Consider the following 21,820-nt stretch of genomic DNA (forward strand, 5'->3'; position numbering starts at 1 on the left):
CTTGCGGCGATAGCCGGCGGCTCCGTCGACGAGCGCACCCGTAGCGCATTCCGGGACGGGCTCACCCCCTTGTGGCTCGTCAACAACGAGAGCCCGCGCAGCGCGTCCGGTCACCGGCATCATGCCGACCGCTCCGAGGATCGCAAGCCGACCTGAACGGCCGTGGGTAGCCGGGGGAGGCAGCGGCAGCAATGGAGATCCGTTCCACGACCGACCAGGACTTTCGACGATGAAGGCACCGCACCATGGGCTGGGCCTCCACTCAGTACTGGTGGATGCCCCGGATGATGCGGTCGACGAGCTTCCGGGCATACTCAGTGACCGCGGCCGCCACTCCGTCGCGGAAGCCGTCCACGTGGGTGCCGCCCTGGGGTGTGGCCCGGCTGTTGGCGAAGCTGCGCACCGTCTCCTTACGGGTCCCGCTCCACTGGAGGGCCACCTCCATCGTCCCTGCCATCCGCGGGTCTTCCCGCTCGAAGCCGATCACGTCCGGATGGAGGTTCGCCCCGGCCTCCGCGTCGAGGGCGGCCACGAAGTCTTGTACCCCGTCCGGAAACCGGAACCGCACCGCCCGGGGGCCTCCCGCCGGGCGTTCGTCCGTCAGCGAGATCTCCAGTCCCCGGTTCAGGAAGGCCACCTGCCGGAGACGCTCCGCCAGCACGGCGAACGAGCACCTCGTCGTCTCAAAGATCTCGGCGTCGGGCCAGAACGCGATGGTCGTCCCACTGCCGGTCGTGGCTCCCACGACTGCGGGTGGAGCGAGAGCGGCGCCGCGTACGTACTCCCGGACGAGGCGGGCCCCCTCTCGCCGCACCTAGGCCGTCAGCCCGCGAAAATGTCGCTGTTCCACGGGCTGACAGCAGCGACGCTGAGCGCCCTGGCGCTGGTGGTGGTGGACACCGCGATGCCGATGGCCGGCGCGGTGCGGCACTCAGTGCTGCCACACGTCCGGGCCACCGCCCCGCCACTCGACCAGCCCGGATTCCCGTACCCACACCTCGTCGGTGTCCTCCAGACCCGCGAGGCGCAGGAACTCCACGATGTCCAGCAGCCCGTACGCCATCCCGCGGAAATGGTCGCCCACACGAACCCTGCGGCCGCCGTCCTCGGCGGGCGGGTAGATCACGATGGGCTGTGCGTCGGCCATGGCACCAGGGTGCGCTGTGTGACGGCTGCGCGCATGCGGGACGGTGGTGGCGTTCGTGCCACCTGGTCCGACTCGTGGTGTCGCTGTTCCGCCCGGTAGGAGCGCGGTGAAGAGGTTGTTCTGGTACGAGGCTGTACGCGCGACCGGTGTGGAGCGCTGCTCGCCGAGGTCGCCCATCTGCCGACCGGGGACGCCCAGCACCGGCACATGGCCGACCGTCGGCCGCCGCGCGCCCGCCTGCCGAGGCGATCGACCTGATCTTCGCGGCGATCGCCGAGCACGCCCCGCGAGTACGGCCTTCGCGGATTCCCGTTCCTGAACACGGCCGCCGAGTGCCCGGACGCGGACCACCCGGTGCACCGCCCGGTGACGTCCCACCGGCACTGGATCCGTGGCCTCTTCCGGGAGCGGCGCCGATGATGCACGACGGCGCGAGAGGCCACCGGCTACCTGGACGACCCGGCCGCCGCCCACAAGACCCTGCTGGACGGCGACAGCCTGATCGGGCCGGAAGACGGGGGCGCCTGAGTCTCGCTCTCCATACTGTCCCACCACCCGGTTCCGCCCTCTGCTTGTCACGCACGGACTAACACCGGTACCGCGGGACTCATCTCCCGCAAATAGAACAGTGATTCCCTCATTCCGGCCCTGTGTGGCTGCCATATTCGAAAGCCACTTCGGAGGTGGCTGTGACGCGAGAGGCGACAACATCCCGTGCCGGGGAGACGGCGACGCGACTTCCCGACCGCACCGCCGGGCACATCGCCGAGCTGGAGGGCCGTCGGGCGCAGGCCGTGTCCTCGGGCGGGCCGAGGCGGCGCGGGGAGTTCGGTGCCCGGGAGCGGATCGAACTGCTGCTGGACGCGGGGTCCTTCACCGAGACCGGCCTGTTCGTGCGGGCGCGATCCACCGGGGACGGTGGCCGGCGTCCGTACGGCGACGGGGTGGTGACCGGGCACGGCACGGTCGACGGACGTGCGGTGTGCGTGTTCGCGCAGGACCCCACGGTCTTCGGAGGCAGCATGGGCGAGGCCTTCGGTGAGAAGACCGTGGCGCTGATGGACCTCGCCCTGCGGATCGGCTGCCCGGTCGTCGGGCTCAACGACGGCGGCGGCGCCCGCATCCAGGAGGGCGTCGCCTCGCTCGCCCTCTACGCCGAGCTGGTGCGCCGCAATGTGCGGGCGTCCGGGGTGATCCCGCAGATCTCGGTCGTCCTCGGGCCCTGCGCCGGCGGAGCCGCCTACTCCCCCGCCATCACGGACTTCACCGTGATGGTCGACGGCGCCTCGCACATGTTCGTCACCGGGCCCGACGTCATCGAGGCGGTCACCGGCGAGCGCACCAGCGCCGAGGACCTGGGCGGCGCCCGCACCAGCAACACGGTCAACGGCAACGCTCACTTCCTCGCCGCCGACGAGCAGGACGCCTTGGACACCGTACGGGATCTGCTGTCGTATCTGCCCGCCAACAACCTGGAGCGGCCCCCGGAGTACGCGCCGGGGCAGGTGCCGGGCGGAGCCTGGCTGGACGAGGTGGTGCCGGATCGGCTGGGGCAGGCCTACGACATGCGCGACATCCTGCGCACGGTCGTCGACGACGGTGAACTCCTCGAAGTCCAGGAGCTGTTCGCACCCAACATCATCTGTGCGCTGGCCCGGATCGAGGGCCGGTCCGTCGGTGTCGTCGCCAATCAGCCGCTGCACGCCGCCGGAGTCCTCGACATCGACGCCTCCGAGAAGGCGGCGCGTTTCGTGCGGTTCTGCGATGCGTTCGGCGTGCCGCTGCTGACCTTCGCCGACGTGCCGGGCTATCTCTCCGGCGTCCGCCAGGAACAGGCCGGGATCATCCGGCGCGGCGCCAAACTGCTCTACGCCTATGCCGAGGCCACCGTCCCGAAGGTCACCGTGGTCGTCCGCAAGGCGTACGGCGGCGGGTACGCGGTGATGGGGTCCAAGCATCTGGGCGCCGACATCAACCTCGCCTGGCCCACGGCCCGCATCGCCGTCATGGGCGCCGAGGGCGCGGTGGGCGTGCTGCACCGGCAAGAACTCGCGGCCGCCGTCGACCCCGAGGCGCTGCGGTCCCGTCTGGTCGCCGCGTACGAGAGCACCCACGGGACGCCCTATCTCGCCGCCGAGCGCGGATACGTCGACGACGTCATCGCTCCGCGCGACACGCGCGCCCATGTCTGCCGTGCCCTGCGCGCGCTGCGCGGCAAGCGTGCCCCGATGCCGGAGCGCCGGCACGGCAACATCCCGCTCTGACCGGCGAGTTCCCCAGCCCGCTGTGACCGACCGCTGTGCCCCGCAAGCCGTATCCCGCGACGTTTGGAGCCATGCCCCATGGACAGCCGCCGCCACCCGTTCGCGCCCGCCTTCCGGAGTCTGCCGGAGTATGTGCGGCACTGGGCCGAGACCACCCCCGACCGCCGGGCGTTCACCTTCGTCGACCATCCCGCGCCGGGCTCGCGCGGCGTTCACCGCACCCTGACCTGGCGGCGCCTCGATGTGCGGGTGCGGGTGCTGGCCGCCCGGCTCGCCGAGGAGGCCGAGCCCGGGGCGCGGGTCGCGCTGTTGTGCCCGCAGGGCACGGAGTACGTCACCGCCTTCCTGGCGGCGCTCGCCGCCGGCCTGGTCGCCGTACCGCTGTATCCGCCCGGCCTGCCCGGGCACGGTGACCGGCTCTCGGCCGTGTTCGCCGACGCACGCCCGGCGATCGCCGTGACGACGAGCCGCGTCCTGGACGAGGTGCGGGACTTCTGTGCCGGTACGTCGGTCCGGATCGTCGCCGCCGACCAGGTGCCCGACACCACCGAAGGTGACTGGCAGCCCGTCGTACCGGACGCGACGGAGATCGCCTATCTGCAGTACACCTCCGGCTCGACCCGCACCCCGGCGGGCGTGGAGATCACCCATGCCAACGTCGTCGCCAACGCCCGTCAGGCGCTGGCCGCCTACGGCGCGGACGCCCATCAGGTGACCTGTGTGGGCTGGCTGCCGCTCTACCACGACATGGGGCTGGTCCTGAGCGTCGCCGCCCCGGTGGTGCGCGGTCTGCTGTCGGTGCTGATGGAGCCCGTGGCGTTCCTGCACGAGCCCGCGCGCTGGCTGCGGCTGCTCGCCGCGCATCCGCGTGCGCTGAGCGCGGCGCCCAACTTCGCCTACGACTACTGCGCCTCCGCCGTCACCGACGTGCAGAAGGCGGAGTTGCGGCTGGACCAGGTCGCCGCGCTGATCAACGGCAGTGAGCCGGTCCGCCCGGGCACGGTCGACCGCTTCCACGCCGCCTTCGCCGCGCAGGGGCTGTCGCCGGACGTCCACTGCCCGTCGTACGGGCTGGCCGAGGCCACGGTCTTCGTCAGCGCGGCCCGCCCCGGAGAGCCGCTGTCCCGGTTCGCGCTCGACCGTGACGCCCTCGCCTCCGGGAAGGCTCTGCCCGCGCGGCCCGAGGACCCTCGCGCGGTAGTGCTGGCGGGCTGCGGCACTCCGGCGGGTCAGGAGGTCCGCATCGTCGATCCCGCGTCCGGGGCCGTGTTGTCCGAAGGAGAGGTCGGTGAGATCTGGGTGCAGGGCCCCAACGTCGGCCGTGGCTACTGGAACCAGGAGCGGCAGACCCGGCGCGTCTTCGGTGCCGAGTCGGACGCCGGGCCCGGCGACTGGCTCCGCACGGGCGACCTGGGAACGGTGCTGGACGGGCAGTTGATCGTCACCGGCCGGCTCAAGGACCTCATCGTCGTCGACGGCCGCAACCACTATCCGCAGGACGTGGAGGCCACGGCCCAGGACGCACACCCGGCGGTGCGGCGCGACCGGCTGGCCGCTTTCGGCGTGCCGGGCGGCGCGGGTGAGCGGGTGGTCCTGGTGGCCGAGCATGTGCGGGCCACGAACCTCGCCGAGATCGACGTCCCGGCCCTCACCCGCGCCGTACGCGCCGCCGTCTCGGACCGGCACGGACTGCGGCTGGCCGAGGTGGTTCTCGTCGCACCGGGCGCGGTGCCCCGCACATCCAGCGGCAAGGTGTCGCGGGCGCTGACTCGTCAGCGATATCTGGACGGCGTTTACGCGACGGAGCGTGCGCGATGAGAGCGGCCGACGAGCAAGCGATACGCCCGCTGCACACGCAGCAAACGGCCAACCGGACCCGGCCCACCCCGAACACCGACCCGATCGCCCCCCAACGACAAGCTCCCACGCACACTCACCCGCCAGCAGTACCTGGAAGCCACCTACGCAGCGGAGCGTGCGCGATGACAACAGCCGACAAACACGCGATACACCCGCTGACCGCGCAGCAAACGGCCAACCGGACCCGGCCCACCCCGAACACCGACCCGATCGCCCCCCAACGACAAGCTCCCACGCACACTCACCCGCCAGCAGTACCTGGAAGCCACCTACGCAGCGGAGCGTGCGCGATGACAACAGCCGACAAACACGCGATACACCCGCTGACCGCGCAGCAAACGGCCAACCGGACCCGGACCGCCCCGAACACCGACCCGATCACACCACACACCTCCAGCGGCAAAGTCCCACGCGCACTGACCCGCCAGCAGTATCTGCAGGGCGCCCACACGACGGAGCACGCGCGATGACAACAACCCACGAGCACGCGATGCGGCGACCGAACGCATACCAGACGGCCGACTGGACCTGGCCCACCCCGAACACCGACCCAATCACGCCCTACACCCCCAACGACCAAAACCCACCCGCACTCACCCACCAGCGGCACCTGCTGAGCGCTCACACCACGGAGCACGCGCGATGACAACGACCCCCGGGAACGCGATGCGTCCACCGAACGCGCAGCGGACGGCCGCCTTGAACGAGTCCGTCCCGAAGACCGACCCGATCCTCCCCCGCACCTGGAACGGCAAGGTCTCCCGCACGCCGACCCGCCGGCGACATCCGCAGGGCGCCTACACAGCGGAGCATGCGCGGTGACAGGGACCGACGAGGGCGCGATGCGCCGACTGATCGCGGAGCGGGTGGCCGCGTGGACTGGTTCCGCCGTCGAGGCCGTCCCCATGGACCGGCCCTTGGCGGACCTCGGCATGGCGTCGCGGGACGCGGTGGTCCTGACCGGGGAGTTGTCCCGGCTCGCGGGGCGTGAGCTGCCGGCGACGTTGCTGTGGGAGGCGTCGACCGGTGATGCGCTGGTGGCACGCCTGTGCGGTGCCGAGGCGGAGGTCGCGGCTCCTGCCCAAATCGCTCCCGCCCCGGCCGACTTCGGCGAGCCCGTGGCCGTCATCGGGGTCGGCTGCCGACTGCCCGGTGGTGTGCACGGGCCGGGCGACTACTGGCGGCTGCTGAGCGAGGGCGTCGATGCGATCCGGCGGGTTCCTGAGGACCGGTGGCGGGACTTCACCGCGTTTCCGCCCGCCGAAGCTCCCTCGTACGGTGGTTATCTCGACGACATCGCGGGCTTCGACGCCGACTTCTTCCGGATCACTCCGCGCGAGGCCGCGGTGATGGACCCCCAGCAGCGGATCCTCCTGGAGGTCGTCCACGAGACGCTCGACCATGCCTCCGTCCCGGCCGCCTCGCTCGCCGGCAGCGACACCGGAGTCTTCGTCGGTGTCTCGGCCCCCGAGTACGGCCGTCTCACCGGCGCCGACGCGGGCGCCGTCGACCCGTGGGCCCCGGCGGGTGCGGCGCTGAGTGTGACCGCGGGCCGGGTGGCGTATGTGCTGGACACCCGGGGGCCGAGCATGGCCGTCGACACCGCGTGTTCCTCGTCGCTGGTGGCCGTGCACCACGCGTGCGTCAGCCTGCGTACAGGCGAGAGCGGGATGGCGATCGCCGCGGGGGTCAACGTGCTGCTCTCCCCCACCATCGACGTCGCCTTCGCCCGGGCCGGGGCGCTGGCACCGGACGGGCGGTGCAAGCCGTTCTCGGCGGCGGCCGACGGTATCGGACGCGGCGAGGGCTGCGCGGCCGTGCTGTTGAAGAGGCTGTCCGACGCCGAACGCGACGGCGACCGCGTGCTGGCCGTCATCCGCGCCACGGCCGTCAACTCCGACGGCCGCTCCAACGGCCTCCTGGCACCCAACCCCCTGAGCCAGCAAGCCCTGTTGACGGCGTCCTACGCACGAGCCGGACTCGACCCGTCAGGCATCGACTACGTCGAGGCACACGGCACCGGCACCCCGCTGGGCGACCCGATCGAGGCGGGCGCACTGGGCAGCGTCCTCGGTGCGGGCCGTGACCCGGACCAGCCGCTGCTGCTGGGCTCGGTCAAGGGCAACCTGGGTCATCTGGAGTCGGCGGCGGGTATCACCGGGCTGGTCAAGACGGTGCTCGCGCTGCACCACGACGTCGTCCCGCCCTCCCTGCACTGCGCGCGGGGCAGCTCCCTGGGTGACGCACCGCTGCGGGTGGTGACCGAGCCCGAGCCGTGGCCGCGCTACGGCGGCACGGCCACCGCCGGGGTCTCCGGGTTCGGCTTCGGCGGCACCAACGCCCATGCGGTGCTGGAGGAATGGCGGCCCGCGGCCCTGTCACCGCCCTCCGCCGACGAGCCGGCCGCTCGCCTCCATCTCCTCTCCGACGTCGACTACGAGCGTCTCCGGGACACCGCGGCCCGGCTGGCTGACTGGCTCCGCACGCCCGAGACAGGTTCCGCGCGCCCCGCCGACATCGCCCGTACACTCGCCGGGCGGGCCGGCCGTGGGCCTGTGCGCGCCGCCGTCGCCGCCGCTGATCCGGGTGAACTCGTCGACGCACTGGGCGCGTTGGCGCAGGGCCGCCCCCACGCTCGGGTCATGACCGGCGAGGGTGATCTCATCGGGCGCGGTCCGGTGTGGGTGTTCTCCGGGTACGGCAGCCAGTGGGCGGGCATGGGGCGTCGGCTGCTGGCCGAGGAGCCCGCCTTCGTCTCCGCCGTGGAGAAGGTCGACGCCCAACTCGCCCCGGAGTGCGGGCTGTCCCTGTACGACCACCTGGCCTCCGGCGAGGGCCTGGAGTTGCTGGAGGTCGCCCAGCCGGTCCTCTTCGGTCTCCAGGTCGCGCTCGCCGAACTGTGGCGCTCCCACGGTGTGGAACCCGCCGCCGTGATCGGCCACTCCATGGGCGAGGTCGCCGCCGCGGTCTGCGCGGGCGCCCTGGATGTACCGGACGCGGCGCGGGTCGTCGCCGTACGGGCCCGGCTGCTCGGTCGGCTGCGGGGCGGCGCCATGGCGGTCGTCGATATCGAGGACGATGAACTCGACGCCCTGCAAAGGGACTTCCCCGGAGTCCATGTCGCCGTCCACTCCTCCCCCGGCCAGAAGGTGGTCACCGGCGAGGAGGCTGCCGTGGCGCGGCTCGCGCGGCGGCTGGAGGAGGACGGGCGGTCCGCCCGCGCCATGCGGGTGGTCGGGGCCGGGCACTCGCCCCAAGTCGACGCCCTGTTACCGGAGTTGATCGACTCGCTGTCGGGCATCGAGAGCAGACGGCCGCGCATCCCCGTCTACTCCACCGTCCTCGACGACCCCCGCGGCGACTCCGCCTTCGACGCCGACCACTGGGCCGCGAACCTTCGGCGGCCGGTGCGTCTGGACCGGGCCGTCGCGGCTGCCGCGGCCGACGGCCACACCGCCTTCATGGAGATCTCACCGCACCCGGTGCTGACCCGAGCCGTCACCGACACGGCACCCGGCGCTCTCGCCCTCGGCACACTGCACCGCGACCGTGACGACTGCGCCGCGTTCCTGGCCCAGTTGGGTGCCCTGTACGCGGCGGGACTGCCCCTGCCCCTGCCGTCCGGCCGCGTCATCGATCTGCCCGCGCCGCGCTGGCGGCACGTGCGGCACTGGTGGACGGACCGGCGCGCGGCGACGACCATCGCTGCCGTGCCGGTGGAGCGGGTTGCCGTGCCGCAGGACACCTCCGTCCCCGCCCGGTTGTGCCACCACATCGCCGCCGTCACGGGGCATGCGCCGGGCCGTGTCACCCCCTCCACCACGTTGGCCGACCTCGGCCTGGACTCCCTGATGGCCGTCCGTATCCGCACCGCCCTGGAGCGCGAGTTCGGCATCGAACTGCAGCTGCGCGATCTGCTCGGCACCCCCACGGTCGAGCAACTCGCCGAGCGCATCCGGCAAGCGCTCCCGGCCGGGGACGGCTCGCCGCTGCGCACACTGCGGGCCGGCGGCTCCCGCCCACCGCTGTTCCTCGTCCACGCCGCCGGCGGCACCACCGACGTCTACCGGGCGCTGGCGGAGCGGCTCGGCAACGACCGCCCCGTGTACGGGCTGGAGCGTGTGGAGCAGGCGCCTACGGTGAGCGAGAAGGCGAGCCGCTACGCCGAGGTCATCGCCACCGTCCACCCCACCGGGCCCTGTCTGCTGGGTGGTTGGTCCTTCGGCGGCTTCATCGCGCAGGAGACCGCACGGCAGCTCACCACAGCCGGGCGGGAAGTGGAGCTGGTCGTGCTCATCGACTCCGTACGGCCCCTGGCGCGCCCCGGGCAGACGCCGGACGACCGGATCCGCTCCCACTTCACGGGCTTCGCCCGCCATGTCGCCGACACCTACGGGGTCCGGCTGGAGCTGCCGTACGACGAGCTGGTGGCGATGGACGACGACGGCGCGCGCATCGACAGCGTGCTGCGCGTCCTGCGCGAGGCCGCCGAGGTGCCCGCCGCCGTCCTGGAGCACCAGCGTTCCTCCTATCTGGACCTGAGGATCGGCGAGGCCCACCGGCCGGGCCGCTACGACGGGCGTGTGGTCCTGTACCGGGCCGGCGAAGCCACTCCGCACACCGTGCGCGACCCAGCCTATGAGCGGGACGACGAGGCGCTCGGCTGGGACGAGGTGTGCCCGCGGCTGTCGGTCGTACGGGTCGGCGGTCACCATCTGTCGCTCCTCGACCCGCCGCACGTCGACGAGATCGCCGCCCAGCTGCGACGGGAGCTCGCCGAGCAGACCCACTGAACCCGGATCCGGAGGAGCCGCCATGCCCCACCCCCACCGCCGCACCGGAGTGTCCCGGCGCACCGTCACCAAGGCCGTGGCGAGCGCCGGTCTGGCCGCCCTGTTCGGTGTCGCCGCCGGCACCGCGCGCGCCGCGACCCAGCTCGGGCCGCGCACCTTCGACGTGTCCGTGGCCTCCGCCGCCCTGGGCCGCAGCGCCCCGGTGCGGCTGATCCTGCCGTCCGGCTTCGAGACACAGCCGGGCAGGACCTACCCCGTGCTGTATCTGCTGCACGGCGCCCACGACGACTACACGTCCTGGACCCGGGAGACCGACATCGAGGCCTTCACCGCGGGCCGGGATCTGATCGTGGCCATGCCGGACGGCGGCCCCACGGGCATTCCCACGGACTGGCTCAGCGGCCCCGACTACGAGACGTTCCAGCTCAGTGAGGTCCCGGCGATGCTGAAGCGGGACTACCGGGCCTCGGAGGTGCGGGCGGTCGCCGGGGTCTCCACCGGCGGCTACGGCGCCATGGCGCACGCGGCCCGCCATCCGGGCGCGTTCGCCGCGGCTGCCTCCTACAGCGGCATCCTCGACACCACAGCGCCCGGTGTGCCCGTCCTCGTCGACGCCATCGTGGCCCGCGAGAACCTGGCACCTTTGTCCCTGTGGGGCAACCCGGTCCTCAATCTCCTCACCTGGCGCGACTTCAACCCGCGGGCACGCGCCGCGGGGCTGCGCGGCACTCCCCTGTACGTCTCCAACGGCAGCGGCGTGGTCGGCGGGACCGGCGACTGGCTCCCCGAGGTCTTGGAGAGCGCCCTGTGGTCCTCCGCCCACAGCTTCACCGGCACCCTCGCCCACCTGGGCATCACGGTCACCACGCACTTCTACGCAGGAGGAGGGCACAGCTGGGCGTACTGGAAACCGGAGTTCGCCGCGTCGTGGCCGATGCTCGCCGGTGCACTCGGGCTGCCGGAGTGATGTCGGTGCCGTCGGGGCACGGAACGGAGCGCAGGGGACGTCCGTCCAACACAGGACTTGCCCCTCGCCCCACGGGAAACACTCCGCGGAGCCGGTTGCGGTGGAAAGGAGCGTCCGCGATGGCCGTCCCCACCCCGCACGGCGGGCCGGCCGGTCCGGCGTCCCCCTCGGTGCCGGCCGACCTCGCAAAACCGCTGCGCGCCCGGCTGGAGGCGGTCGCCGACGAGGTCGAGGACGAGGTCCGCAGACAGGTTCCCGAGTATGCGGGGCCCGTGGACGGCATGTACGCCAGGAACCTGCGGGCCGGAGTGGTGCAGGCGCTGACCCTGTTCGTCGACCACATCGCCGACCCGCGCGGCCGCAGCGACGCGATCGCCTCGACGTACTACGAACTCGGGCGCGGCGTGGCCCTGGAGGACCGCAGCCTCGACGCCCTGCAGTCCGCGCTGCGGATCGGAGGGATGCATGCCTGGCGGTTGATGGGCCGCACGGCGGAAGAGCTGGGGCTGGACTCGGCCGTGGTGGCGGCGCTGGGCGAGCTCGCGTTCCGGACCGTGCACGAGGTGGCCGAGGCGGCCGCGGCCGGTTATGCGGAGGGCCGGCTGCGCAGCACGGACGAGCTGGAGCGGCGGCGCAGGCGGCTGCTCGAACTGCTCGTGGGTGAGGGCCCAGTGTCGTGGGAGGTCGTGCAGGATCTCGCGCACGGCGCCCGCTGGTCGGTGCCGCAGCAGGTCGCGGTCGTCGCATTGGCGGGGTCGGCGGACCAGTGGGAGGAGGAACGGCCGCCGGCGGGCGCGGGGGCTCTGGTGGACATGGGGTCCCGGCCGCCGCGGATACTGCTGCCCGATCCGGACGGTTCGGGCCGCTTCGGCGGGCGCCCGTTCACGCTCGCGCTGCGCGGGCGTCCGGCGGCGATCGGGCCGACGGTGCCGCTCACCGAGGCCGCGCAGTCGCTGCGCTGGGCTGCCCGGGCGCTGCGGCTGATGGGACGCGGGATCCTGCCCCGGCAGGGCGTGGTGCGGTGCGCCGACCACCTCTCGACGCTGCTGCTGCACGGGGACGAGCCGCTGCTGACGCAGTTGGAGGCGCGCGTCCTCGCCCCGCTGGACACGGCCACCGAGGGGCAGCGGCCCCGGCTCGCCGAGACGCTGCTGGCCTGGCTGCTCAGCGGCAGCAATGTGCCCGACGTCGCCGCCCGTCTGCACATCCACCCGCAGACAGTCCGCTACCGCCTGCGCCAGCTGGAGAAGCTCTTCGGGGACGCCCTGCACGACCCCGCCACCCGCCTGGACCTCATCCTGGCACTACGCGCCGAGGAACTGCGGGACCAGGAAACACCCTCCGCGTAGACAGCGCAGGAAATTCCCGCCGACTCACCTCAGCTCAAGAAACCGTAGAACTTCTGAATTCCCATGCATAACACCTGCTCACAAAAAGCGAATACGTTCGGGACGTCCTTTTCCGCAGGCGCGCAACGCGCCCGACCCGCAAAGGATCCCCATGCGTATTCGCTTGTGTCTCGCCGCGCTCTCACTGGTGGGCGGGGCGGCCGGGGTGGCCGCCGTCTCGGCACCCGCGGCATCGGCCGCCACCTGCTCGGACATCGACGTCGTCGCGGCTCGCGGCACCTTTGAGCCGGGCACGCTGGGCGTGATAGTCGGTGACCCGGTGTATTCCGCCCTGCAGAAGAAAATGACGGGGAAGAACCTCAGCAGCTACAGGGTGAATTATCCCGCGGACCTTTCCCTCACCTCTGCGGCGCAGGGCAATGCCGACCTGGTGAATCACGTCAACAGCCAGGCGGCGGCCTGCCCGAATCAGCGTTTCGTTCTCGTCGGCTATTCGCAGGGCGCGAACGTCGTCGACAACTCCATCGGCATCAGCAGCGACGGTGCGGTGGTCGGCAGTCCCATCGTCGCCACCATCCCCGCCGCAATCGAACCGAGGGTCGCCGCGGTGCTGCTGTTCGGCAACCCGATCCGGGCCCTCGGGAAGAGCGTCACCGGCACCTACCAGAGCCGCACCATCGACTTCTGCGCCAAGGGCGACCCCATCTGCGAGAACGGCGGTACCGACGTTCTCGCGCACCTCGGCTACACCTCCGACGCCGACGCGGCGGCCGCCTTCGCCGCGACCAAGGTCTGAGCGGGCAGGGCTACTTGGGCTCCGCGGCGAACTGCGCGAGGTTGGTGGAGACGATCTCGAGCCGCCCGTTGTTCTGCACGGGGGCCGCGGTGAGCACGTCGAGGTGCTGGTAGCCGTCGGCGACCACCGGGTGCAGACCGGCCGGGATGCGGCCCGCCAGCAACGCGTCGCCCGCGGGCACGGTGAGCGTCGGGTTGGCGGAGTCGGTGACCTCCTTGTCGGCGTTGGTGAAGGACGTGCCGTCGGCGGAGCGGTGGCCCGGGTCGTCGGGGGCGACGACACGGTCGTAATTGCGCCATGTGTAGAGCGCGCCGTGCGGTTTCTCCGGGATGGCCTTGTGCTCGACGCCGAACAGGCCTGGCTGCTGCGAACTGCCGTTGGTGACGGGGAAGTTCCTGACGGTGATCGGCCCGCCGTCGAAGAAGCCGACGCTGCTCTGCAGGAACGCCAGCGGTACGGAGTTGTCGTCCAGCAGCGCTCCGAGCACCGCCGCGTCGGGGACTGAGCCGGCCCGTGCACAACGCGCGGAGGATGGCCCCTACCCTGCGGCCGGCTCGATGAACTGATTGGTTTCGAAGAGCTGGTTGATGTGTCCGCCGAGTTCGGACCAGTGCCGTCCGGAGAGTTCGGCGGCGGCACGAGCGTCACCGGTGGCGCAGACCTCCACGAGCTGGTCGTGGTGCTCGATGGTGTTGCGGCCACCCAGCAGTGTGGAGAACTTCCGGTACAGAATGCGGTGGATCTGCGGGTGCAGCTGCTCGACGATCCGGCTCAGTACGGGGTTGTCGGCCGCCTTGATCGGCACGGCGTGGAAACGGTCGTCGGCCGCGAGCGCGGCGGCGGTGTCGTTGGCGGTGACGGCCCGTTCGAAGTCCCGGTTGGCTTCGCGCATGGTGTGCAGGTCCTGCTCGGTCATGGCCGGCACGGCCGTCTCGACGGCGAGCTGGTCGAGGGAGCGCAGGACCGCGAGGGTCTTTTCGACATCCCGGCGGTTGAGGGTTGTGATGCGGGTGTAGACGCCGGGCTTGGCCTCGACCAGACCGATGTCGGCGAGCCGGGCGAGCGCCTCGCGCACCGGGGTGCGGCTGAGTCCGAGGCGCTCGGCGAGCTCACCGTCCTTGACCTTTTCTCCGGGGGCGAGTTCGCCGCGCACGATGGAGTCGCGCAGGCGATGGAAGACCTCGTCGCTGAGGAGGCGGCGGGAAACAGGGCTGTCGAGTGACATATTGCGTACAGTACATCGCCCTAGAGGACCTCCTCCGTCACGGCACCCGTCCTGGCCCGGTGGACGAGGGCCCGGGCCAGGATCAGCGCCGGGTCGATGAGGGGCACGCCCACGGCGTCCTCGGGGAGTCCCAGCGGGATCTCCGTGCAGCCCGCGATCACCGCCTGGGCGCCCTGCTCGGTCAGGCGCTGTGCGGCGCGCGCGAGCAGCGTGGTGGTCGTGTCGTCGCGGGCCCCCGCTTTCACGGCCCGGATGGCGGCCATGACCTCGCGGTCCTGGCTGGTGCCGTCGGGCAGGACCAGGCGGATGCCGAAGCGGTCCAGCCAGTCCTGGTAAAGGCCGGCGCGGACGGTGCCGGTGGTGGCGAGCAGTCCGGCGGTATGGACACGGGGGCTCAGCCCGGCGAGGTGCCGGGCCACCTCGCCGATCATATGGACGATGGGCAGGCCCACATGGTCGGCGATGCGCGGGACGAAGGCGTGCGCGGTGTTGCACGGGATGGCGATGACGGTGGCGCCGGCCTCGCGCAGCACGCGGCTGCCGTCGAGCAGCCAGGGGGTGGGGTCGGGTCCGTGACCGAGCAGAGCCTGGGTGCGGTCGGGGATGGTGGGGTCGGACCAGATGACGGTACGGAGGTGGTCCTGGTCGCTGCTGCCGGGGGTGGTCGCGACGAGCTTGGCGTAGAAGTCGGCGGTGGCGGCCGGGCCCATGCCGCCGAGGATGCCGATGATCTCGGTGGTGGGGGCGCTCACTGTGCGGGTTCCTTGTGCAGGGACGGGGTCCCGGATTCGGCCGCGGTGTGGGTGCCGGCGGTGGTGGCGTGTTTGGCTGCGTGGCGTTTCTCGGAGCTGTCGACGACGGCGGCGGCAAGGGAGTTGCCGATGACGTTCACGCCGGTGCGGGCCATGTCGACGATGAAGTCCACGCCGAGGAGCAGGGCGATGCCTTCGGCGGGCAGGCCGACGGAGTTGCCTGCGGCGATGAGGACGACGATGGAGGCGGAGGCGACGCCGGCCATGCCCTTGGAAAGGATCACCAGCACGCCGACCATGAGCAGCAGGGCGGGCAGAGAGGTGTCGGCGCCGTAGGCGTTGGCGAGGAAGACCAGGGCGGCGGCCTGGTAGAGGACGGAGCCGTCGGTGTTGAAGGAGTAGCCGAGGGGCACGACGAAGGAGGTCGTGGAGCGGCTGAGGCCGAAGGCTTCCAGCTTGCCCATCAGCGGGGCCAGCACCGACTCCGAGCTGCGGGTGACGAAGGCGATCCCGGCCAACCCGCCGATGGATTTGAGGAGTTCGACGTAGCGGATGCGGTAGAGAGCGGCGATCAGCGGGAACAGCACGCCGATGACGATGGCCAGGCCCGCGTAGACCACGGCGATGAAGCCCAGCAGACTGCGCAGGTTGCCGAAGCCGTAGTAGGCGACGTCGTAGGAGATGAAGCCGAGCACGCCCAGCGGCGCGATGCGGATGACGTAGCCGACGACCTTGAACATCACCGCGGCGACGGACTCCAGGACGGCGGCGAAGGGCTCGGACTTCTCCCCGATCGCGGCCATGGCGACGCCCACGAGGAGGGCGAAGACGATCGCGCCGAGCAGGTTGCCCTCGCCGAACGCGGCGAAGATGTTCTTCGGTACGGCGTGCAGGACCAGTTCGTGGAAGTCGATGCCCTGGCTCAGGCCGTCGAGGTCCTTGGCGTCGGCGCCGTGGACCGGAGCGCCCTTGCCGATGCCCGTGAGCTTCGCGAGCCCCACCGCGATCAGCAGGATCACGGTGGTGACGAGCTCGAAGTAGAGGATGGCCTTACCGGCGATCCGGCCGACCTTCTTGACCGACTCCATGCGGGCGATGCCCAGCACGATGAGCGGGAAGACCAGGGGCAGGACGACGACCTGCACCAGGTTCAGGAACACGTCCCCGAGGATCTTCATCTGCTCGCCCGCGGACGGGGCGAAGGTTCCGATGAGGGCGCCGAGGCCAACGGCGATGACCGACTGGATGCCGATCGGCATTCTCAGACATCGCCGCCAGAAGGTTGGTGAGGCGTCTGTGCTGGTGGGTCGGGGGCTCGTGGTGTCCATGGAGACTCCTGCCATATGCAATATATTGCGTTCTGCGTGTTGGCCGGTAACACTGAGGCCGGAGACGGTGGCCTGTCAAGGGGCACCGCAAGAACGAGGAGCAGCAGATGGCGCAGGCCGTACGTATCGAGCACGATCTGGTGGGAGACAAGGAGGTCCCCGTCGGCGCCTACTACGGCGTGCACACCGTGCGGGCGGTGGAGAACTTCGCGATCACCGGGTCGACGATCGCCCAGTTCCCCGACCTGATCGCCGCGCTGGCCGCCGTCAAGCAGGCCGCCGCTCGGGCCAACCGCGACCTCGGCCTGCTCCCGCCGGACATCGCGGGGGCGGTCATCGGCGCCTGCGAGGAGATCCGCGCGGGGCGGCTGCACGGGCAGTTCCTCGTCGACCCCGTCCAGGGCGGGGCCGGCACCTCGACGAACATGAACGCCAACGAGGTCATCGCCAACCGGGCGCTGGAGATCCTCGGCCACCCCCGCGGCTCCTACGACGTGATCCACCCGCTCGACCACGTCAACCTCGGCCAGAGCACCAACGACGTCTACCCCACCGCCGTACGCCTGGCCCTGGTCACCTCACTGCGCCGACTCGGCGGTTCCTTGCGGGTGTTGGCGGCGGCCTTCACCGCGAAGGCAACGGAGTTCAGCGACGTACTGAAGATGGGCCGCACCCAACTCCAGGACGCCGTACCCATGACACTGGGCCAGGAGTTCACGACATACGCCGTCATGATCGAGGAGGACCGCCAGCGGCTGACCGAGGCCGCCGCACTGCTGCTGGAGTCCAACCTCGGCGGCACCGCGATCGGCACCGGCATCAACGGCCACCCGCGCTACGCCGAGCTCGCCTGCGCGTATCTCGCCGAGATCAGCGGCGAACCCGTCCGGCCCGCGGGCGACTTCATCGAGGCCACCCAGGACTGCGGGGCCTTCGTCCAGCTCTCCGGCGTCCTCAAGCGCGTCGCCGTGAAACTCTCCAAGACCTGCAACGACCTGCGCCTGACCTCCTCCGGCCCCACCGCCGGACTCGGCGAGATCAACCTGCCGCCGGTGCAGGCGGGTTCGTCGATCATGCCCGGCAAGGTCAACCCCGTGATCCCCGAGGTCGTCAACCAGGTCGCCTTCGAGGTCATCGGCAACGACCTGACCGTCACCATGGCAGCCGAGGCCGGACAGCTCCAGCTCAACGCCTTCGAACCCGTCATCGCCTACAGCCTGCTGCGCTCCCTGACCCATCTGCGTGCGGCCTGCGACACCCTGGCCACCCGCTGCGTCCCCGGCATCACCGCCAACCGCGAACACCTCCACGACACCGTCCACCGCTCCATCGGACTGGTCACCGCCCTCGCCCCGCACATCGGCTACGCCGCCTCCACCACCCTCGCCCGCCAGGCCCTGGCCACCGGCCGCATGGTCAAGGACCTCGCCGCCGAGGCCGGCCTGCTCACCACCGAGCAACTGGACGTGATCCTGCGGCCCGAGAACCTCACGGGACACTCCGCCCGGCGATCAGCGGCAGCCACTCCGTGAGCGCCCAGCACACCGTCGGCCTCGGACCCGGACAACTGGGCTGTCGACACCGGCAGTTGACAACTGAGCGGTCCTGCGCCTCCGCCAACATCCCGTTGCTGCTCGAACACCTCACCGCGCGCATCCCTGTCGCGGGTCCGCGTGCCTGCGCGCTACACCTGCGCTGCCCCGACCTGGTCCTTCGCGGCCCGCCGTGCGCCTACCGCTCCCGGACGGCATAGGTCAGGTGCGTCACCCTCGGGGAGGGCTCCGCACGGACCGGCTCCAGGGCCACGCGGGCCGCGTCGACGCCTTCGAACAGGCGGATTCCGGAGCCGAACAACACGGGGGCCAGCGCGATGGTGAACTCGTCGACCAGGCCGGCGTTCACGTACTCCAGGATCGTCGCGCCGCCGCCCGCGATGCGGACGTCACGGTCGCCGGCGGCCTCGCGGGCCTGGTCGAAGGCGTGCTCGATGCCGTCGTTGACGAAGTGGAAGGTGGTCCCGCCCGGTCGCTCCCAGGGGTCACGCTTCTCGTGCGTGACGACGAGGACCGGCGTGTGGAACGGCGCCTCCTCCGGCCACATCTGCTCGCCGGCGTCGAACATGCGCTTGCCCATGATGCTCGCGCCGGTGCGCTCGAAGGTCTCCCGCGCGATGTCGTTGTCGCGCCCCTCCTCGCCGCCCTCGCCCAGCTTCAGGTTCTCCCGGAAGAACCGCAGCGGGAAGATCCACTGCTGCAGTTCCATCCACTGCTGCCCCATCAGCTCCCCGAGGGACCCGGGCGCGATGAACCCGTCCAGCGACATCGACACACTGAAGAACACTTTCCCGGCCATCAGTCCTCCTCTCCCCTCCGCACGATCTCGGTGACGTACGCAGCCAGGCTGCTCAGGGTCTGACGGCCGCCCTCGATCGCGCGGTACTTCTCGACCGCCTCGTCGCGCAGTTCCTTGGTGGGGAACAGCGTGCGCATCTCGATCCGGGTGGCCGCACCGTCGGGCTCGAACGTCAGGACCGCTGCGAAGGCGTTCGGGTCGTCGCGGGACGCACCGTGGAGCAGCGCGATCCGCTCCGGCGGGGAGATCTCGGTCCAGGAGATCCACTCGGTGTAGTCCGTCCCGTCCGGTCCGTGCATCACGAAGTCCCACTCCCCGCCGACACGGAACTCGAAGGACTGCGTGGTGGTGCTGAACCCGTCCGGGCCCCACCACCGCGACAGGTGCCGGACCTCGGTGAACGCCTCGAACACCAGCTCCCGTGGGGCGTCGATGACCCGGGAGATGATGATCTCGCGGTCGGCCGTCGCGGACTGTGCCGGCGCTCCTCGTCCCGTCGCGCTCATCAGCTACTCCTCCTGCCTTGCCTGCTTCAGGTCCTGCACGTATGCGTCCAGCCGGTCGAAGCTCTCGTTCCAGAACCGCTCGAACCCGCCGGTCCACTCGTGGACCGGCCGCAGCCCGCGGGCGTCAAGGCCATACAGGCGCTGCTTGCCCGCTTTGCGGTCCCGCACCAGCCCGACCTCCCGGAGCACCCGCAGGTGTTTGGACGCGCCCGGCTGGGTCATCCCCAGCTCCCGCGCCAACTCGGTCACCGGCCGCTCACCCGCCCGCAGCAGCACCAGGATCTCCCGGCGCTGCGGCTCGGCGATCGCGTTGAAGACGTCCGACGTCGTCGCTGCTCGTGCCATGGAGCTCATCGTATGCCCATATCGGCATGCGTCAAGGCGAGAATGAATCAGGCGGGTCTCGTCAGACGACGATCGTTGATCCGGGCCCGTGCGGCGCGTATTCGGGCGGGCGTGGGTCGGCGGCGGTCAAGGCCCTCGACGGCGCCCGGACCCTCGTCGTCGCCCGGGCCCGCGGCCGCCCCCTCGAAGGGGCGTGCGAACGATCTGCTCTAGGCTCTCTACGCGGCCGGCGGCGCTTCTCGGCTGTGGCCTGAAGGAATCGCTGTCAGGAGGATCGTTGGATCACGACGAGCGGGTCGACCGGCCCGGAAGCCACGGCGAACACCAGATGCAGCATGAGTTGGGCACCCTCGGCCGCGCGGACCGGTTCTACGACGAGCAGGTACTGGATCGGCTGAACCCGCAGATGCAGGAGTTCGTCGCCCGCCAGGAGATGTTCTTCCTCGCCACGGCGGACAGCCACGGCGAGTGCGACAGCACGTTCCGGGCCGGACCGCCCGGCTTTCTCCGGGTCCTTGATGACGCGACCCTGGCATACCCGGAGTACCGCGGGAACGGAGTCATGGCCTCGCTCGGCAACATCCGGGAGAATCCGCACGTCGGCATCCTGATGATCGACTTCGCTCAGGACCGTATCGGCCTGCATGTCAACGGCCGGGCGCAGTTGGCCACCGACGAGGCGATGCGCCGGAGGTACGCGCATCTGCCGGTCGACCCGGTGCCGGGCCGCCGACCCCAGATGTGGGTGGAGGTCGAGGTCGAGGAAGCCTACATCCACTGCTCGAAGCACATACCGCGGCTGGTCAGGGCACCGCTGCGGCAGAACGCGACCGGAGACGGCGATACGGCCGTGGGCGGTGAGCAGGCCTGGGGTACGGACGACGTCAAGCGCAAGGGCGGCGACTACTTCGGAGCCGCCGCCGAGACCGGGAGGCGGCTGCCTTCCCGCTGACGAGCAGCCGACGGATCCGGCACGGCAGCACCCCGAGCACGCGGCTTAGCGCCCGCGGTGTCGCCGACAGTCACGCCCTGCATCCCATAGGGCACCCGAGCGGACCTCGGCGCCGTGCGTTTCGTAACGCGCCCGATTCACCGGTCATCCGATCGATCCCACGCCCCGCCACGCGCGCCATGCTCACAGCATGACTGACACCCCCCGCCCCCATTCCGCAGAACGCGAGCGCGCCCCCGAGCCGGCCGACGGCTCGGGTGGTGCGAGCCGCAGAACCGTCATCGCCGCCCTCGGCGGCGCGACCCTCGGAGCGGCCGCTCTGGGGCTCACGTCCGGGCAGGCGGCCTCGGCCGAAAGCCGGAGCGACGCCGCCCAGGCCGCGGCCCCGTTGGCCGCCGACTGCGTCCTCACGCCCGAGCAGACCGAGGGGCCCTACTACCTGGACCTGGAGACGGTCCGCAAGGACATCACCGAGGGCAAAGCCGGCGTGCCCCTCACCCTCCGCGTCAAGGTGATCGACACCGCGACCTGCTCCGCACTGCCCGGCACGGCGGTCGACATCTGGCACTGCGACGCTCTCGGCATCTACTCCGGCTACGTGGCCGGCGGCTCCACCCCGGACACGACCTTCCTGCGCGGCGTGCAGCTGACCGACTCCACCGGCGTCGCGGAGTTCACCACCGTCTACCCCGGCTGGTACGTCGGCCGTGCCCTGCACATCCACGTCAAGACGCATGTCGGCGGCACGGTCGCCAACGGCAAGTACCGGGGCGGCCATGTCTCCCACACCGGCCAGCTCTACTTCCCGGAGACGTACAACAGCAGGGTCGCCGCTTTGGCCCCGTACCGGAACAACACGGCCACACGGACGCTCAACGCCAGGGACGGCATCTACCGCAACGGCGGGTCCTCCACCCTGCTGACGCTCACGCAGGTCGGCAGCGACCTCGGCAAGGGAGTGACCGGCACCGTTGTGCTCGGCATCGATCCCGACGCCGTACCCTGACACGCCGCCCGGGCGGTGGCCGGCCCGCAGTGACGAGCCCGGCTGCCGCCGTCGCGCCGTCGGCCGCCCATGCCCACCGCTCGAAGTCGCGTGTCCGAGCGTGTCGTTGACGGACGTAAACCTCGTATCCGGGAATGGGCGACCGGGATGCGGGGATGACCGGAGCATGACATGTGAG

General features: G+C 71.2%; 18 protein-coding genes and 1 pseudogene. 10 read left to right on the top strand and 9 right to left on the bottom strand.

All coding sequences use genetic code 11. From position 1 onward, the window contains the following. Window positions 1-262: 262 nt before the first annotated feature. Window positions 263-745 (bottom strand): hypothetical protein, encoded by a 483-nt coding sequence (locus tag ACWDAG_RS42755; protein WP_450700975.1) that lies wholly within the window; start codon window positions 743-745, stop codon window positions 263-265. A 186-nt stretch (window positions 746-931) separates the two neighbouring features. Further along, a complete protein-coding gene (locus ACWDAG_RS42760; protein ID WP_450700976.1) occupies window positions 932-1,147 on the bottom strand; it encodes a hypothetical protein in 216 nt (71 codons plus the stop codon). A 689-nt stretch (window positions 1,148-1,836) separates the two neighbouring features. Between ACWDAG_RS42760 and ACWDAG_RS42765 the strand changes: the two genes are divergently transcribed. The 7 genes from ACWDAG_RS42765 (at window position 1,837) to ACWDAG_RS42795 (ending at window position 13,176) form a co-directional block, all read left to right on the top strand. After that, complete coding sequence (locus ACWDAG_RS42765; RefSeq protein WP_450701018.1) at window positions 1,837-3,411, top strand: acyl-CoA carboxylase subunit beta; 1,575 nt, start codon at window positions 1,837-1,839, stop codon at window positions 3,409-3,411. 78 nt (window positions 3,412-3,489) lie between these two features. Beyond that, a complete protein-coding gene (locus tag ACWDAG_RS42770) occupies window positions 3,490-5,229 on the top strand; it encodes a fatty acyl-AMP ligase (protein ID WP_450700977.1) in 1,740 nt (579 codons plus the stop codon). Between the two features lie 684 nt (window positions 5,230-5,913). Beyond that, complete coding sequence (locus ACWDAG_RS42775; protein ID WP_450700978.1) at window positions 5,914-6,093, top strand: hypothetical protein; 180 nt, start codon at window positions 5,914-5,916, stop codon at window positions 6,091-6,093. After that, window positions 6,090-10,064, top strand: a complete 3,975-nt coding sequence (locus tag ACWDAG_RS42780) for a beta-ketoacyl synthase N-terminal-like domain-containing protein (RefSeq protein WP_450700979.1) — start codon at window positions 6,090-6,092, stop codon at window positions 10,062-10,064. The genes ACWDAG_RS42775 and ACWDAG_RS42780 overlap by 4 nt, the downstream gene beginning before the upstream one ends. A 22-nt stretch (window positions 10,065-10,086) precedes the next feature. Then, window positions 10,087-11,031: an alpha/beta hydrolase gene (locus ACWDAG_RS42785; RefSeq protein WP_450700980.1), complete on the top strand. Its 945-nt coding sequence runs from the start codon at window positions 10,087-10,089 to the stop codon at window positions 11,029-11,031. Window positions 11,032-11,150: 119 nt separating this feature from the next. Next, the gene (locus ACWDAG_RS42790) at window positions 11,151-12,380 is read left to right on the top strand and encodes a PucR family transcriptional regulator (protein ID WP_450700981.1); all 1,230 of its coding nucleotides are present in this window, start codon (window positions 11,151-11,153) and stop codon (window positions 12,378-12,380) included. Between the two features lie 151 nt (window positions 12,381-12,531). Next, the gene (locus ACWDAG_RS42795) at window positions 12,532-13,176 is read left to right on the top strand and encodes a cutinase family protein (RefSeq protein ID WP_450700982.1); all 645 of its coding nucleotides are present in this window, start codon (window positions 12,532-12,534) and stop codon (window positions 13,174-13,176) included. A 10-nt stretch (window positions 13,177-13,186) separates the two neighbouring features. Here ACWDAG_RS42795 and ACWDAG_RS42800 read toward each other — a convergent pair. The 4 genes and pseudogenes from ACWDAG_RS42800 to ACWDAG_RS42815 all read right to left on the bottom strand — a co-directional run. Next, window positions 13,187-13,666, bottom strand: a pseudogene (locus tag ACWDAG_RS42800) (hypothetical protein); the annotation flags it as partial. A gap of 48 nt (window positions 13,667-13,714) precedes the next feature. Then, complete coding sequence (locus tag ACWDAG_RS42805) at window positions 13,715-14,401, bottom strand: GntR family transcriptional regulator (RefSeq protein WP_450700983.1); 687 nt, start codon at window positions 14,399-14,401, stop codon at window positions 13,715-13,717. A 20-nt stretch (window positions 14,402-14,421) separates the two neighbouring features. Continuing rightward, window positions 14,422-15,153: an aspartate/glutamate racemase family protein gene (locus ACWDAG_RS42810; RefSeq protein ID WP_450700984.1), complete on the bottom strand. Its 732-nt coding sequence runs from the start codon at window positions 15,151-15,153 to the stop codon at window positions 14,422-14,424. Then, window positions 15,150-16,412: a dicarboxylate/amino acid:cation symporter gene (locus ACWDAG_RS42815; RefSeq protein ID WP_450700985.1), complete on the bottom strand. Its 1,263-nt coding sequence runs from the start codon at window positions 16,410-16,412 to the stop codon at window positions 15,150-15,152. The genes ACWDAG_RS42810 and ACWDAG_RS42815 overlap by 4 nt, the downstream gene beginning before the upstream one ends. A 176-nt stretch (window positions 16,413-16,588) precedes the next feature. On the opposite strand from ACWDAG_RS42815, the gene ACWDAG_RS42820 reads away from it, so the two are divergent. After that, window positions 16,589-18,013 carry an aspartate ammonia-lyase gene (locus ACWDAG_RS42820; RefSeq protein ID WP_450700986.1) on the top strand — a complete coding sequence of 475 codons (1,425 nt, stop codon included), beginning with the start codon at window positions 16,589-16,591 and terminating at the stop codon, window positions 18,011-18,013. 199 nt (window positions 18,014-18,212) lie between these two features. Here ACWDAG_RS42820 and ACWDAG_RS42825 read toward each other — a convergent pair whose 3' ends face one another. Genes ACWDAG_RS42825 through ACWDAG_RS42835 form a run of 3 tightly spaced genes read right to left on the bottom strand, consistent with a single transcriptional unit; the run spans window position 18,213 to window position 19,684 of the window. Continuing rightward, window positions 18,213-18,833, bottom strand: a complete 621-nt coding sequence (locus ACWDAG_RS42825; RefSeq protein WP_450700987.1) for a dihydrofolate reductase family protein — start codon at window positions 18,831-18,833, stop codon at window positions 18,213-18,215. Then, the gene (locus tag ACWDAG_RS42830; RefSeq protein WP_450700988.1) at window positions 18,833-19,339 is read right to left on the bottom strand and encodes an SRPBCC family protein; all 507 of its coding nucleotides are present in this window, start codon (window positions 19,337-19,339) and stop codon (window positions 18,833-18,835) included. Before ACWDAG_RS42830 ends, ACWDAG_RS42825 begins: the two co-directional genes overlap by 1 nt. Window positions 19,340-19,342: 3 nt before the next feature. After that, a complete protein-coding gene (locus ACWDAG_RS42835; protein WP_138643695.1) occupies window positions 19,343-19,684 on the bottom strand; it encodes an ArsR/SmtB family transcription factor in 342 nt (113 codons plus the stop codon). Window positions 19,685-19,961: 277 nt separating this feature from the next. Between ACWDAG_RS42835 and ACWDAG_RS42840 the strand changes: the two genes are divergently transcribed. Continuing rightward, on the top strand, window positions 19,962-20,636 hold the full coding sequence (locus ACWDAG_RS42840; protein WP_450700989.1) for a pyridoxamine 5'-phosphate oxidase family protein: 675 nt from the start codon (window positions 19,962-19,964) through the stop codon (window positions 20,634-20,636). A gap of 190 nt (window positions 20,637-20,826) precedes the next feature. Continuing rightward, window positions 20,827-21,642, top strand: a complete 816-nt coding sequence (locus ACWDAG_RS42845) for an intradiol ring-cleavage dioxygenase (RefSeq protein WP_450700990.1) — start codon at window positions 20,827-20,829, stop codon at window positions 21,640-21,642. Window positions 21,643-21,820 lie beyond the last annotated feature (178 nt).

The organism is Streptomyces sp. NPDC001157, from assembly GCF_053598255.1.

What these genes read in the sequence shown, in the direction of transcription:
- ACWDAG_RS42785 (WP_450700980.1), top strand. Translation starts at nt 10,087, where the DNA reads ATGCCCCACCCCCACCGCCGCACCGGAGTGTCCCGGCGCACCGTCACC.
- ACWDAG_RS42770 (WP_450700977.1), top strand. Translation starts at nt 3,490, where the DNA reads ATGGACAGCCGCCGCCACCCGTTCGCGCCCGCCTTCCGGAGTCTGCCG.
- ACWDAG_RS42805 (WP_450700983.1), bottom strand. Translation starts at nt 14,401, where the DNA reads ATGTCACTCGACAGCCCTGTTTCCCGCCGCCTCCTCAGCGACGAGGTC.
- ACWDAG_RS42815 (WP_450700985.1), bottom strand. Translation starts at nt 16,412, where the DNA reads ATGCCGATCGGCATCCAGTCGGTCATCGCCGTTGGCCTCGGCGCCCTC.
- ACWDAG_RS42775 (WP_450700978.1), top strand. Translation starts at nt 5,914, where the DNA reads ATGACAACGACCCCCGGGAACGCGATGCGTCCACCGAACGCGCAGCGG.
- ACWDAG_RS42825 (WP_450700987.1), bottom strand. Translation starts at nt 18,833, where the DNA reads ATGGCCGGGAAAGTGTTCTTCAGTGTGTCGATGTCGCTGGACGGGTTC.
- ACWDAG_RS42845 (WP_450700990.1), top strand. Translation starts at nt 20,827, where the DNA reads ATGACTGACACCCCCCGCCCCCATTCCGCAGAACGCGAGCGCGCCCCC.
- ACWDAG_RS42760 (WP_450700976.1), bottom strand. Translation starts at nt 1,147, where the DNA reads ATGGCCGACGCACAGCCCATCGTGATCTACCCGCCCGCCGAGGACGGC.
- ACWDAG_RS42790 (WP_450700981.1), top strand. Translation starts at nt 11,151, where the DNA reads ATGGCCGTCCCCACCCCGCACGGCGGGCCGGCCGGTCCGGCGTCCCCC.
- ACWDAG_RS42820 (WP_450700986.1), top strand. Translation starts at nt 16,589, where the DNA reads ATGGCGCAGGCCGTACGTATCGAGCACGATCTGGTGGGAGACAAGGAG.
- ACWDAG_RS42795 (WP_450700982.1), top strand. Translation starts at nt 12,532, where the DNA reads ATGCGTATTCGCTTGTGTCTCGCCGCGCTCTCACTGGTGGGCGGGGCG.
- ACWDAG_RS42835 (WP_138643695.1), bottom strand. Translation starts at nt 19,684, where the DNA reads ATGGCACGAGCAGCGACGACGTCGGACGTCTTCAACGCGATCGCCGAG.
- ACWDAG_RS42830 (WP_450700988.1), bottom strand. Translation starts at nt 19,339, where the DNA reads ATGAGCGCGACGGGACGAGGAGCGCCGGCACAGTCCGCGACGGCCGAC.